A 12,713-nucleotide genomic window follows, 5' to 3' on the forward strand; every position below is an offset into this window, starting at 1 on the left:
GAAAGGTGCCCTTCCCATGTCTGCAAACGCCACCCAGATCACGCCGCAAGTCGTCGCCGAGCATGGCCTGACGACCGAGGAGTACGACGTCATCCTGCAAAGCCTGGGGCGTGAACCCAACATCACCGAGCTGGGCATCTTCTCGGTGATGTGGTCCGAGCACTGCTCCTACAAGTCGAGCCGGGTGCATCTGAAGAAGCTGCCGACCCAGGCGCCGTGGGTGATCCAGGGGCCGGGCGAGAACGCCGGCGTCATCGACATCGGCGACGGTGATGCCGCCATCTTCAAGATGGAGAGCCACAACCACCCCAGCTACATCGAGCCCTACCAGGGCGCGGCGACCGGCGTCGGCGGCATCCTGCGCGATGTGTTCACCATGGGCGCGCGCCCCGTCGCCAACATGAACGCGCTGCGCTTCGGCGCGCCCGACCACCCGAAGATGCGCCACCTGATCTCCGGCGTCGTCGCCGGCATCGGCGGCTATGGCAACTGCGTCGGCGTGCCGACCGTGGGCGGCGAGGTGAACTTCCACCCGGCCTACAACGGCAACATCCTGGTCAACGCCATGACCGTCGGCCTGGCCCGCACCGACAAGATCTTCTACTCGGCCGCCGCCGGTCTCGGCAATCCGGTGGTCTATGTCGGTTCCAAGACCGGCCGCGACGGCATCCACGGCGCCACCATGGCCTCGGCCGAGTTCACCGAGGATTCGGAAGAGAAGCGCCCGACCGTGCAGGTGGGCGATCCGTTCACTGAAAAGCTGCTGATCGAGGCCTGCCTGGAACTGATGGCCTCCGACGCCATCGTCGCCATCCAGGACATGGGTGCCGCCGGCCTGACCTCGTCGTCGGTCGAGATGGCCTCCAAGGGCGGCGTCGGCCTTGAACTCGACCTCGACAAGGTGCCCTGCCGCGAGGAAGGCATGGTGCCCTACGAGATGATGCTCTCCGAATCCCAGGAGCGCATGCTGATGATTCTCAAACCCGGCCGGGAAGCCTTCGCGGAGGCGATCTTCCACAAGTGGGGGCTGGACTTCGCCGTCATCGGCACCATCACCGACACCGGCCGGCTGGTGCTGAAGTTCAAGGGCGAGACGGCGGCCGACATTCCGCTGGGGCCGCTGGGCGACAACGCGCCGATGTACGAGCGGCCGTGGGTGCCGACGCCCAAGCGGGCGGCCCTGCCGGCCGATCAGGTCGCCGAGCCCAACGACTATGGCGCCGCGCTGCTCAGGCTGATCGGCTCGCCGGACATGGCCTCGCGCCGCTGGATCTGGGAGCAGTACGACCACATGGTGATGGCCGACACCATCCAGCGCCCCGGCGGCGACGCGGCGGTGGTGCGTGTGCACGGCACCAGCAAGGCACTGGCCATCTCCACCGACTGCACGCCGCGCTACTGCTTCGCCGACCCGGTCGAGGGCGGCAAACAGGCGATCGCGGAAGTGTGGCGCAACATCACCGCGGTCGGCGCCCGGCCGCTGGCGGTGACCGACTGCATGAACTTCGGCAACCCGCAGCGGCCCGAGATCATGGGCCAGTTCGTCGGCTGCATCGAGGGCATGGCGGAGGCCTGCTCCGCGCTCGACTTCCCGGTCGTCTCCGGCAACGTCAGCCTGTACAACGAGACCAACGGCACCGGCATCCTGCCGACGCCCGCCATCGGTGGCGTCGGGTTGCTCGACGATTGGGATCGGATGGCGACCATCGCCTTCAAGGCCGAAGGCGAGACCGTGGTGCTGGTGGGCGAGACGCTCGGCCACCTTGGCCAGTCGCTTTATCTGCGGGAGATTCTCGGCCGCGAGGACGGTCCGCCGCCGCCGGTCGATCTCGTGGCCGAGCGGCGCGCCGGCGACTTGGTGCGTCAGCAGATTCTCGGCGGTGGTCTGAGCGCCGTGCACGACCTGTCGGACGGCGGTCTGGCCGGTGCGCTGGTCGAGATGGCGCTGGCGGGCAAGATCGGCGCTGTCATTGAGGTGCCGGGCGATGTCGAGCATCCGCACGCCTGGCTGTTTGGCGAGGATCAGGGCCGCTATCTGGTCACCACCACCGAGCCGCTGGCCCTGCTGGGCGCGGCACAGGAGGCCGGGGTGCCGGCACAGGTGATCGGCCGCACCGCTGGCGATCGCGTGGTCATCGGCACGCTCGCCGACGTCGCGCTGGCTGACCTCGAACTGGCGCACGAGGAGTGGCTGCCCGGCCTGATGGCCTGACCTGCGGTCAGGGCGGACAGCCCCGGCTCAGTCGAAGCGCAGCGCTTCCATCGCTTCAGTCGAAGCGCAGGGCATCCATGCGCAGCGTGCCGTAGGTGACGCTGGCGTGCAGCCGCGTCGCCCGTGGCGGCGTGCCGTCGGCGCCGGTCGCGGCACCCAGCGCCGTGAACAGCGGCAGCAGATGGTCGTCGTACGGGTGGGCCTGCACGGCGAAGGGCGCGCGGGCGCGATAGTCGAGCACCGCCTCGATGTCGCCGGTGGTCAGCCGCTCGGCCATCCAATCGGCAAAGGCGCGCGCCCAGTCGGCCTCCGGCGCGTCGATGCCGCGCCGGTCGATGATGCGCAGATTGTGGGTCATGCTGCCGCTGGCCAGCACCAGCACATTCTCCTCCCGCAGCCGGGCGATCGCCCGGCCCAGCGCGAAATGGTGCCGCGGGTCGCGGTGCGGCTGGATCGCCAGTTGCAGCACGGGCAGGTCCGCCTGCGGGTACATCAGCAGCAGCGGCACCCAGGCGCCATGATCGAGGCCCCAGTCGGCATCAAGGGCGGCGGGCAGGCCGGCGGCGGCCAGCAGGCTGGCGATCTCCCCGGCGAGCGCCGGGTCGCCGGGGGCGGGGTAGCGCAGCCGGTACAGCGGCTCGGGAAAGCCATGGAAATCGTGGATGGTCGCGGGCCGCGCGGTGGCGGCGACGGCGGGGCTGTCGGTCATCCAGTGGGCCGACACCACCAGGATGGCGCGCGGGCGCACCAGAGTCGTGCCGAGACCGGACAGGAACGCCCGCGCCGGGGCCGGCGTCAGCACCAGATCGGGCGCGCCGTGGCTGAGGAACAGGGTGGGCTGAAGGGCAGTCGTCATCGCATCAGGGCCTCGGGCAATCCAGTCCGCCCGACATCGCCCCTGCCCGGCGTGCGGGCAAGGGGGGGCGCGGGAATTTCAGTGTCGCCGGTTTGGCAACATCTCACCAGAGGAGCGGTCGGGTTCCGGCGATGTCAGGGCATCACCAGCCCGAAATCGGCCGGGGGCTTGTCGAACAGCGTGGCGAAGCGGGCCAGCACCGTCGGGTCGCCGTCGATCTTCAGCACGCCGCTTTCCATCAGCTGGGCCGCCGTGGTCTGGCCCGAGATCAGGCCAAGGAAGGCCAGCCGGCCCATCGGGCCTTCCAGCACCATGGTGGCATCGGCTTGCGGATCGTCGGCATCGCTTTCATGCACCAGCACGCTGTTGGCGACGCGCACCAGGTGGCGCTCGTGGGCGGCGGGGATGACCAGATTGAAGCTGAGCGTCTGATCTGTCGCCCGCTCCGGGTTCAGCCGCACGGCCAGCAGGTCGAGCACCGAGGCGACGGGCAGGGCGCGGGCGGCGTCGCCACCGGCCTGGAACGTCGGCACCGTGCGGTTCTGCCGCAACTCCCAGGCGCCGGAGAGATAGATGTTGCGCCACGGGCCGCTTTCGGCGCGGTAGCCGAGCTGCTCCAGCGCGTCGGCCAGCAGGTCGCGGGCGGCGCGGTTGGCCGGCTCGGCGAACACCAGCCGGCCCAGCAGTTCCGCCGCCCAGCGGTCGTCACCGGCGGCATGCGCCTTGCGAGCGCTTGCCAGTACGGCACGCGCGCCACCCATCGCCGCGACGTAGCGGCGGGAGGCCTCTTCCGGCGGCAGCGGCTCCAGATTGACCGGGTTGCCATCGTACCAGCCCATGTAGCGCTGATAGACCGCCTTCGCGTTGTGGCTCATGGTGCCGTAGTTGCCACGGTTGAACCAGCGACGGGCCAGGCTGTCGGGCAGGCGGATGGTCTCGGCGATCTCGGTGCCGTTCAAGCCCATGTTCATCAGCCGCACGCTCTGGTCGTGCAGGTATTTGTAGGCGTCGCGGTGGCTGGCGATGTAGTCGCGCAGCACGGCGTTGCCCCAGCGCGGCCAGTAGTGGGAGGTGAACACCAGTTCCGCCCGGTCGCCATAGAGCCGCAGCGCCTGGGTGAGATAGTCCGCCCAGCCCTTGGCGTCACGCACCAGCGCGCCCCGCGGGGTCAGGATATTGTGCATGGCGCCGTTGGCGTTCTCGGCCAGACACAGCGCCTTCCACGCCGGCAGATAGAAGTTCATCTCCGCCGGTGCCTCGGTGTCCGGCGTCAGTTGGAACTCGATGGTGACGCCATCCACGGTCACGGTCTCGCCGGTCCGGCTGATTTCCCGCGTCGGCGGCACCAGCGAGATGGTGCCTGGCGCCGTGCCGCGGGTGAAAGCCGGGCCGATGCCGGCGCTGACCGTGCCGGTGGCGCCCACCGCCAGGCCGTAGCCGAACATATAGGCCGCCCGCCGGCTCATCGCGTTGCCGGCAATGACGTTCTCGCTGACGGCGTGCTCCAGGAACCCCTTGGGTGCGATCACCTGAACCCGGCCGGCGGCGACGTCGGCCGGGTCGACGACACCACGCGCGCCGCCATAGTGGTCGACATGGCTGTGGGTGTAGATCACCGCCACCACCGGTCGATCGCCCTGAGTCGCCCGCACCAGGTCCAGCGCCGCCCGCGCGGTTTCCGCCATGGTGAGCGGGTCGACAATAATATAACCGCTCTGGCCGCGAATGATGGTCATGTTGGCGAGATCGAAGCCGCGCACCTGCCAGAGGCCGTCGGCGACCTGGAACAGGCCGTGCTTCGAGACGAGCTGGGCATTGCGCCACAGGCTGGGGTTGACCTCGGGCGGCGCCTCGCCGGCGGGGATGGCGGAGTCGTTGAGGTCGCGTACCAGCGCGCCAGCGGCGTTGCGGATCCTGCCATCCGGCAGCGTGCCGAGGAAACCGCGGCTGGCGAACTCGATGTCTTGCCGGTCGGCGAAGGGCAGGGTGGCGGCCAGCGCCTGCTGGGCCTGGACAGTGGCGGGCGATGCCGCGCGCGGCGACACCGGCGGCGGCGGGGTTTTCGCGGCGGCCAGTGGCGGCATGGCGGTGGCGATCAGCAGGCACAAGGCGGCGGACCCGGCGCGGGCCCGGTGACGAGCGGTCATGGCATCTCTCCCCCGAGGCGCCGCTATCCTGATGTTCTGCCGGCGCCTGACGGGCTGAAGAGTGCCGCCCGAGGAGCGGGCGCGCAAGATATTAAGCGCGACTCAGTTGGCTGCGGTGGACTGCCGCGCTGTCTGGGCGTCCAATCCCGCCCGCAGCGCCACCATGTCGGCGTGCAGGCGCGCCAGACGTTCGATGTCCGTCCCCGTGGCGCAGAGCATTGCGCGTGGCACGGCGAGAGCGGCGTCGTGCAGGACCCTGCCGGCCTCGGTGAGTCGAACCCGGACCTGCCGTTCATCCTCGGCGTCGCGCACCCTGTGCAGCAGGCCTGCCGCTTCCAGCCGCTTGAGCAGTGGTGTCAGGGTGCTCGACTCCAGAAACAGCCGACGGCCAATGTCACCAACCGTCATGTCGTCCTGCTCCCACAGCACCAGCATCACCAGATACTGCGGATAGGTCAGGCCCAGCCGCTCCAGATGCGGCCGGTAGGCGCGGGCAAAGGCGTGGCTGGCGGCGTAGACCGCGAAGCAGAGCTGCCGGTCGAGCAACAGCAGTTCCGATGACGGCAGGTCGTCGAGGGCTTGAGCGGGCGGAGGTGATGCGGGTTCCATCGTCTGCAATATAATCGATGTCGAGCGGCTTGAAAGTGTCGCGAACAGTACGTTCCGCCGCCGGCGCCCGCTAGACGCGGATCAGGAAGCGGCTGAGGCCGGCGGCATCCGTGTCGCGGGCCTCCAGCGTCCAGCCGCGTTCGCCGCAAAAAGCCGGCACATCGCTCAGTGCCGCCGGGTCGGTGGCCAGCAGTTCGATCCGACGGCCCGCGGCCAGACCTTCCGCTGCACGGCGCAGCCGCAGCACCGGCATCGGGCAGCGCAGGCCGCGCGCGTCCACCCGGACGCCGGCGCCATCGCCAGCGGGCGCGCCGGGTGGGGGTGGGGGCACAGGGGGCATCGCGGGGCTCATCTCCGGCTCGCTTCCGGTTGGGGGTATGGCGATTGGTGGTTGGCGTCTGCGCGGGTGCGGTCTAGCCTCACCCGCTTCATACAACAATTATCGGGGAGTTGTTCATGTTCGCCAAGGATCTGCTCAAGGGTCATAAAATTCTTGTCACCGGCGGCGGCACCGGGCTTGGCCGCACCATGACCGAACGTTTCATGGAGCTGGGGGCACACTGCATCATCTGGGGCCGGCGCGGCGGCGTGCTGGAGGAAACCGCCGCCGAGCTGCGGGAGAAGACCGGCGGCAGCTGCGATGTCGACGCGGTGGACATCCGCAACCCGATGGCCATCGACGAGGCGATGGAGCGGGCGTTCACCGGCGGGCCGCTGACCGGGCTGGTCAACAATGCCGCCGGCAACTTCATCTCGCGCACCGAGGACCTGTCCCCCAACGCCTTCAACGCCATCGCCTCGATCGTCTTCCACGGCACCTTCAACACCACCAACGCCGCTGGCAAGCGCTGGATCGCCGGTGGGCACAAGGGCAACATCCTGTCCATCGTCACCACCTGGGTGTGGACCGGCTCGCCGTTCACCGTGCCGTCGGCCATGTCCAAGGCCGGCGTCGCCGCCATGACCCAGTCGCTGGCGGTGGAGTGGGGCCCCAAGGGCATCCGCGCCAACGCCATCGCGCCGGGGCCGTTCCCCACCAAGGGCGCGTGGGAGCGCCTGATGCCGCAGACCGGCGCCGGCAGCAGCGGGCTGGAGAGCCTGACGGCGGCCAGCATTCCCATGCGCCGGGTCGGCGAGCACGCGGAACTCGGCAATCTCGCCGCCTTCCTGATGTCGGAGCATACGGAATATCTCACCGGCGAGGTGATCGCCATCGACGGCGGTCAGTGGCTGGCCACAGCGGGCAATTTCCATGCGCTCTCCGCCTGGGGTGACCCGGAATGGCAGGCGGCGCGCTCGGCGATCCAGGCCAGCAACGCCAGCGACCGGACCGCGCGGACATCCGGCTGAACGGTCGTGCGCGATCTGGATGACGTAGGGGAATCCTCGCATCTCGGCAGGCGAATAATCTGGTCCGAGGCGGGGCGGTGCTCTGGCGCCGCTCCGCCTTCGCCGCTAAGGTGCCTCGATTCACGCCATGTCATAATATTGTAGCCTTGATGGGAGTGCATTGATGAAGCGAGTGGTCGTGCAGATCGACGGCGGACACCTGCGTGCCCAGGCGCGTCGCGACGGCATCGAGTATACCGTCGATTTCATCGAGGATTTCGCCCATGCCGTGGTCGCCAAGGGAGAGGAACTGAGCCGGGTCTTCTATTATGACTGCCGGCCCTACCAGGGCGAGACACCGTTGCCGGTATCAGGCGACCTGTTCCAGTTCAAATCCGGCGGCGGCTGGCTCGACGAACTGGCAAGCCGTGACTATTTCTGCGTCCGTACCGGCCTGCTGAAGTTCCGGGGATGGAAACCCAAGTCGATTCCGCTGCCGGCCAGCGGACTGAGTGATCACGACTTCCGTCCGGATTTCGAGCAGAAGGGTATCGATCTCAAGATCGGTCTCGATCTCGCCGGCATGTTCGAGCGCAGGGCCGCCGACCGCATCATCCTGGTCGCCGCCGATACCGATCTCATTCCGGCGATGACGCTGGCCCGTCATACCGCCACCCAGCTGGTGGGTATCGATTTCCCCAACTCGCCGTTGCATGGTGAAATCCTGTCCCACTTCGACATCATGCGCGAGGTGGACTGGCCGAAGCCGTCGCTGCGGGACTGACCGGGCAGGGCGCGGTCCTTCGGGCGCTAGTCCGGATCGGAGGAGGCGATGAGCGGCGCCTGGGTCATGAGTGACGCCTGGCTGAGTGCCGGGGTGTTGTTGCTGGCGCTCGCGCTGTTTGCCTCGGAGCGCGTCCGCCATGACCTGGTGGCGATTGCCGCCCTGCTGGCCTGCGTGGTGCTTGGCCTGGTCAACCCCGCTGACGCCTTTTCGGGCTTCGGTGATCCGGCGGTGGTGACTGTCGCGGCCGTCCTGATCATTGGTCGCGCCATCGAGCTCACCGGCGCGGTCACCGCGCTGACGGAGCGGATCATGCCCGGCAGGGCACCGTTCTCGGTGCAGCTGGCCATATTGATGCTGGTGGGTGCGGCCCTCTCGGCCTTCATGAACAATATTGCCGCGCTCGCCATCACCATGCCGGCGGCCATCGCCATCTGCCGGCGGCACCGGCTGTCGGCGGGGGCGGCGCTGATGCCGCTGGCGTTCGCGACCATATTGGGTGGCATGACGACACTCATCGGCACGCCGGCGAACCTGATCCTGTCGTCGTTCCGCCACGATGCGCTGGGGGCGCCACTCGGCTTCTTCGCCATGGCACCGGCCGGTGTCGCGGTCACGCTGGTGGGGCTGCTGTATCTGGCATTGATCGGCTGGCGGTTGACCCCACGCCGGCGGCAATCGGGGCGCGCGGACGCCGCCCCGGAAACCTCGCTGTTCGTCTTTGAACAACGCCTGGACGGTGGCGGCCTGACCGACGGCACGACGCTGGCCCAGATGCAGGACCGATTGCAGCCGGCCCACGCCCAGTGTGTCGCCGTCATTCGCGACGGCAAGGCCCTTGTCGCGCTGCCGGACGTGATCCTGCGCGCCACCGACAGGCTGTTGCTGACGGCGCGCGAAGACCCCTGGGCGATAGCCAAGCTGACCGGCCTGCCCCCTGCGCCGCGCGCCAAGGCTCCCGACGCGGCGACCGCCCGGGTGGTGGTGGCCCATGGCTCCCCGCTGGTGGGTCACCCGCATGACATGGTGGAAGTCCTCAGTGATGGCGAGGTGCGGGTGGTGGCGGCTGGTCCACGCGCGGCGGAGAGGCGCCAACCGCTGCGAATGCTGGAAATCCAGCCCGGCGACCAGCTGGTCCTGCATGGTCCGGCGATGGCGATCGGCCGGCTGGTGCGTTACGCACGCCTGCTTGAAGTCGGCCGTCATGACGTCGCGCCGGCGGCATCCGGGCGGGCGGTGGCGGCGGGGCTGATCTATCTTGCGGCCGTGGTGGTGGCAGTCGGTTGCGGCGTCTCCACGGCGATCACCTTCGCGGCGGCGGCGGCGCTGTTCGCGGCGCTGAAATTCCTGCCGGCGCGCGACATTTATCGCTCGATTGACTGGCCGGCGGTTGTGCTGCTGGGGGCGATGATCCCGGTCGGGCAGTCGTTCGAGAGCAGCGGCGCGGCGGCGGCGGTGGCGCAGGTGCTCAGCCATGTGCTGGCGGCGGCGCCCCTGGTGGTGGCGCTGGGAGCCATGACGGTGGCGACCCTGCTGCTGTCGATTTTCCTCAACAACGTGGCGACCGCGGTCATCATGGGCCCGGTGGCGTTGCAGGTGGCGGCGAGCCTGGGCGCCAGTCCGGACGCGTTTCTGATCGCGGTGCTGATCGGCGCGTCGTCGGATTTTCTCACGCCCATCGGGCACCAGAACAATCTGCTGGTGATGGGCCCGGGGGGCTATCGCTTCACCGATTACGCGCGGGTCGGCGGCGTCTTGTCGTTGCTGGTCGTGGTGGTTGCGGCGGTGGTGCTGGCCCGCACGCCGGGATGACCTCGCCCTGCCGGGCCGGCGTGCGCCGCCCCGGCAGGAACGTGGATTGTCCGCGGGAGCTGGATTGTTCAGCGCCCGGTGAAGTTCGCCGCCCGCTTTTCCCGGAAGCTCGCCACGCCCTCCTGGAAGTCCTGGCTGTTGGCCAGCCGGTTGGAGATGTCGCCAAATTCGGCGGCGCAGGCGGCCTCGCCGTCGAGCGCGTAGGTCAGCGCGTTGGCCCGCGTTGCCTGTACAGCCAGCGGGGCGCGGGTGGCGATGCTCTCGGCCAGCGCGATTGCCCGGTTGAGCTCGAAGCCTGGCGCGACGATCTCCTGGATGATGCCGATGCGGTAGCCTTCCTCGGCACCGAACTCGTCGCCGGTGAGCAGCCAGCGCATGGCGTTGCCCCAGCCGCCGCGCTCGACGAAGCGATAGGTGGCGCCGCCGCAGGCCATCAGGCCGCGCTTGGGCTCCATCATCGCCAGCCGTACGTCGTTGGCGGCGATGATGATGTCGGATGCCAGCGCCAGCTCCAGTCCCGCCGTGAAGGTGATGCCCTTGACGGCCGTGATCAGCGGCTTGCGCCGCCAGGGGGCGCGGCGGCCAAAGGTGTCGACCCGGTCGCCGGTCACGCCGGCGAAGTCGCTGTCGTCGGCGAAGCGGCCGGCAAACATCGGCAGGTCGAGACCGGCGGTGAAGTGGGGGCCGTGGGCGAACAGAACGCCGACCCGCAGGTCGGGGTCGCTCTCCAGCCGCTCATAGGCGGCGGCCAGCTGGTCGAACATGGCCGGTGTGAAGCCATTGAGCTTGTGCGGGCGGTTGATGCCCATCAGCCAGACCGCGCCGCGCGCTTCCGTGGTGATCTCGCCCTCATCGGGTGCCGTCATGCGATAGTCTCCCTCCATTGTGATTCTTGACGACAGTGTATCGGTCGCGCTGGCGGCGTACAGGGGCTATCAACCATTTGTTCACCGAACTTGCGGCATGGTAACCACAGCTTCAGCAATCCGCAGGCCGGCATGAGCGTCGATCCACGTCTTGAGACCCAGACCCAGCCCTCGCTGTCGGCGGCCGGCCGCGCCAGCCTGGCCGTGGCCGAGATGCGCCAGACGTTGCTGCGCCAGCTCTGGCAGACCGCATTGGGCAGTGCCGAAGGCGAGGGAATGGACGGCGGTGTCTCGCTGTCGGCTCCCGGGTTCGACCAGTCCCTGGCCGGGTTCAATCTCGAAGCGTTGCTGGCGATGCAGGGTGAGGCCAGGGAGACGCCGCCCCCGCCGGCCGGCGCAGCCGTTGGCAACGGCGACGATGGCGGCCTGTCACTTGGACCCAACGCCATCTATGCCGACGACATCAACGCCGCCGCCCGGCGTACCGGCCTGTCGCCGGCGATGCTGGCGGCAATCATCGGCGCCGAGGCCGCCAGCCGTGATGGCGTCTGGGATCCCGCCTCGCGCAATCCGCGCTCCAGCGCCGCCGGCCTGACCCAGTTCCTCTCCAGCACCTGGATCACCGAGGCCCAGCGATCTGGCACCTATCTCAACGGCGTCGCCAGTCGCAGTGGCTGGCTGGATGCCGATGGCCGCGTCCGCGCGCAGGCGGAGGGCGCGCTGCTGTCGCTGCGGTTCGATCCGCGCGCCTCCATCGAGGCGGCGGCTGACTATGCCGACGCCAATCTCGACCAGCTGCGCCGTCAGGGCCATGTCGGCGCCAATGCTTCCCCCGAGACGCTGGCGAAGGTCGCTTATCTTGCGCACCACCTCGGGGCGGGCGATGCCTCGCGGTTTCTGGATGGCCGCATCAGTCCGGAGCGGGCGCGCACCTTGTTGAACTCGCAGATCGGCCAGTCGGCGGCATCGGCCCGGATCGAGGCGGCCGGTGGTGCCTCCGCCGTGGCGCATCGTCAGTGGCTGACCGCCTATGTCGATCGCAAGATCGACCTTGATCGCTATCAGCGGACCGATGCCGTGGCCTGATGGGCGGCGGCCGGAGTGTCGTTTCAGCGCATTTCGAGAAGCTTGATCCCGAACTGGCGGTAGAAATAGGCGAGCAGCAGCACCCGGAAAAGCCTTCGCTTTCCGTGCCGGCCCCGGGCAATGAAAAAGCCCTCGGGATGACGATAGATGCCAGGCAGGATTTCTTCCGCCTGTTCGATCATCAGATCCTTCTCGTCACTGCTGTAGCGGTCGTCCTCGTCGTTGTCCCGTCCGCGCAACGCCCGCAGCAGCGCGATGCCCAGCACCAGCAGGATGATCAGGTTGATGCCGACGATCGGTGCCCAGGATGGCAGGCCATCCGCCTCTCCGGTGGCGATGTCGACGTCATCGCCATGTGCCGTGGCAGGCGGTGCCGGTGATGCGGTCGCCGGTTCGGCACCCGTGGCGCCGGCTTTCCTGCTGTTGAAATACTGCTCCGCACGGACACCAAACACGGTCTCGATCGGCCCATCGAGGGTGGAGAACGGCTGGATCGAACCGTCGCCGCCGGCAATCTGTACGCCTTTCTGGCTGCCTACCGTGACCACGTAAAGTGGCTGGTTGATGCACTTGACCTTGAGCGTGCGCGAGCCGCTGCCGTAACGGAATATCTGGTAGTCGCGCAGCTGTTCGCAGTCATGGCCGGCGTGTGTCAGTCCCTCCCGCAGCAGGTGGGCGATCACGTCCGGCGAGCGCTCTTCCAGCAAGGCCAGGTAGAGCTCGTTGCCGATGATGGTGAGGCCGCGCGGCCGGGCGTCGGCCGCGGCCGTGCCGGATGTCGCGGCGGGAGTGGCCGGCGTGGCGGGCGGGGTGTCGGCCGGTGCTGCCGCCACCAGCAGGGTCGATGCCGCCATCAGCCGGAAATGGCCCCTCATCCTCGCCCAAGATGTCATGCCCTGCCTCGAATGCCCCTTGCGCCTGCGCGCCTGCCGGCGCGTTTCGGTCACGCCCGCCCCCTGGCGCGTTTTATCGCGCGCGCCCGGCTGGTGTTAGCGAAAAATGGTTCACGACG

Annotated in this window: 11 protein-coding genes; 5 read left to right on the forward strand and 6 right to left on the reverse strand. The window is 68.7% G+C overall.

Annotation, left to right across the window (positions count from 1 at the left end; translation table 11 throughout):
* Positions 1 to 16: 16 nt before the first annotated feature.
* Positions 17 to 2,212 (forward strand): phosphoribosylformylglycinamidine synthase subunit PurL, encoded by a 2,196-nt coding sequence (gene purL, locus ABU113_RS12620; protein WP_454559851.1) that lies wholly within the window; start codon positions 17 to 19, stop codon positions 2,210 to 2,212.
* Between the two features lie 55 nt (positions 2,213 to 2,267).
* Here purL and ABU113_RS12625 read toward each other — a convergent pair whose 3' ends face one another.
* From ABU113_RS12625 to ABU113_RS12640, 4 genes are all read right to left on the reverse strand, one after another.
* Positions 2,268 to 3,068, reverse strand: a complete 801-nt coding sequence (locus ABU113_RS12625) for a dioxygenase family protein (protein WP_454559852.1) — start codon at positions 3,066 to 3,068, stop codon at positions 2,268 to 2,270.
* Between the two features lie 134 nt (positions 3,069 to 3,202).
* Positions 3,203 to 5,215: an alkyl/aryl-sulfatase gene (locus ABU113_RS12630; protein ID WP_454559853.1), complete on the reverse strand. Its 2,013-nt coding sequence runs from the start codon at positions 5,213 to 5,215 to the stop codon at positions 3,203 to 3,205.
* Between the two features lie 102 nt (positions 5,216 to 5,317).
* Positions 5,318 to 5,824, reverse strand: a complete 507-nt coding sequence (locus ABU113_RS12635) for a MarR family winged helix-turn-helix transcriptional regulator (protein WP_454559854.1) — start codon at positions 5,822 to 5,824, stop codon at positions 5,318 to 5,320.
* Positions 5,825 to 5,894: 70 nt separating this feature from the next.
* The gene (locus ABU113_RS12640) at positions 5,895 to 6,164 is read right to left on the reverse strand and encodes a sulfurtransferase TusA family protein (RefSeq protein WP_454559855.1); all 270 of its coding nucleotides are present in this window, start codon (positions 6,162 to 6,164) and stop codon (positions 5,895 to 5,897) included.
* 116 nt (positions 6,165 to 6,280) lie between these two features.
* On the opposite strand from ABU113_RS12640, the gene ABU113_RS12645 reads away from it, so the two are divergent.
* From ABU113_RS12645 to ABU113_RS12655, 3 genes are all read left to right on the forward strand, one after another.
* Entirely contained in the window at positions 6,281 to 7,174 is an 894-nt protein-coding gene (locus ABU113_RS12645; protein WP_454559856.1) for an SDR family oxidoreductase, read from the forward strand.
* A 163-nt stretch (positions 7,175 to 7,337) separates the two neighbouring features.
* Entirely contained in the window at positions 7,338 to 7,937 is a 600-nt protein-coding gene (locus ABU113_RS12650; protein WP_454559857.1) for an NYN domain-containing protein, read from the forward strand.
* 48 nt (positions 7,938 to 7,985) lie between these two features.
* Positions 7,986 to 9,749, forward strand: a complete 1,764-nt coding sequence (locus ABU113_RS12655) for an SLC13 family permease (protein WP_454559858.1) — start codon at positions 7,986 to 7,988, stop codon at positions 9,747 to 9,749.
* A gap of 68 nt (positions 9,750 to 9,817) precedes the next feature.
* On the opposite strand, the gene ABU113_RS12660 is transcribed toward ABU113_RS12655, so the two are convergent.
* A complete protein-coding gene (locus ABU113_RS12660; protein WP_454559859.1) occupies positions 9,818 to 10,615 on the reverse strand; it encodes a crotonase/enoyl-CoA hydratase family protein in 798 nt (265 codons plus the stop codon).
* A 132-nt stretch (positions 10,616 to 10,747) separates the two neighbouring features.
* Between ABU113_RS12660 and ABU113_RS12665 the strand changes: the two genes are divergently transcribed.
* Complete coding sequence (locus ABU113_RS12665; RefSeq protein WP_454559860.1) at positions 10,748 to 11,701, forward strand: peptidoglycan-binding protein; 954 nt, start codon at positions 10,748 to 10,750, stop codon at positions 11,699 to 11,701.
* 23 nt (positions 11,702 to 11,724) lie between these two features.
* Here ABU113_RS12665 and ABU113_RS12670 read toward each other — a convergent pair whose 3' ends face one another.
* Positions 11,725 to 12,576 carry a hypothetical protein gene (locus ABU113_RS12670; protein WP_454559861.1) on the reverse strand — a complete coding sequence of 284 codons (852 nt, stop codon included), beginning with the start codon at positions 12,574 to 12,576 and terminating at the stop codon, positions 11,725 to 11,727.
* Positions 12,577 to 12,713: the final 137 nt, after the last annotated feature.

This window comes from Parapedomonas caeni (assembly GCF_041060555.1).
Lineage (GTDB): Bacteria > Pseudomonadota > Alphaproteobacteria > Sphingomonadales > Sphingomonadaceae > CAUJIW01.

Bases quoted from the DNA above. Each gene is read 5' to 3' on its own strand.
- ABU113_RS12640 (WP_454559855.1), bottom strand. From the start codon at position 6,164: ATGCCCCCTGTGCCCCCACCCCCACCCGGCGCGCCCGCTGGCGATGGC.
- ABU113_RS12655 (WP_454559858.1), top strand. From the start codon at position 7,986: ATGAGCGGCGCCTGGGTCATGAGTGACGCCTGGCTGAGTGCCGGGGTG.
- ABU113_RS12635 (WP_454559854.1), bottom strand. From the start codon at position 5,824: ATGGAACCCGCATCACCTCCGCCCGCTCAAGCCCTCGACGACCTGCCG.
- ABU113_RS12625 (WP_454559852.1), bottom strand. From the start codon at position 3,068: ATGACGACTGCCCTTCAGCCCACCCTGTTCCTCAGCCACGGCGCGCCC.
- purL (WP_454559851.1), top strand. From the start codon at position 17: ATGTCTGCAAACGCCACCCAGATCACGCCGCAAGTCGTCGCCGAGCAT.
- ABU113_RS12665 (WP_454559860.1), top strand. From the start codon at position 10,748: ATGAGCGTCGATCCACGTCTTGAGACCCAGACCCAGCCCTCGCTGTCG.
- ABU113_RS12645 (WP_454559856.1), top strand. From the start codon at position 6,281: ATGTTCGCCAAGGATCTGCTCAAGGGTCATAAAATTCTTGTCACCGGC.
- ABU113_RS12660 (WP_454559859.1), bottom strand. From the start codon at position 10,615: ATGACGGCACCCGATGAGGGCGAGATCACCACGGAAGCGCGCGGCGCG.
- ABU113_RS12670 (WP_454559861.1), bottom strand. From the start codon at position 12,576: ATGAGGGGCCATTTCCGGCTGATGGCGGCATCGACCCTGCTGGTGGCG.
- ABU113_RS12650 (WP_454559857.1), top strand. From the start codon at position 7,338: ATGAAGCGAGTGGTCGTGCAGATCGACGGCGGACACCTGCGTGCCCAG.
- ABU113_RS12630 (WP_454559853.1), bottom strand. From the start codon at position 5,215: ATGACCGCTCGTCACCGGGCCCGCGCCGGGTCCGCCGCCTTGTGCCTG.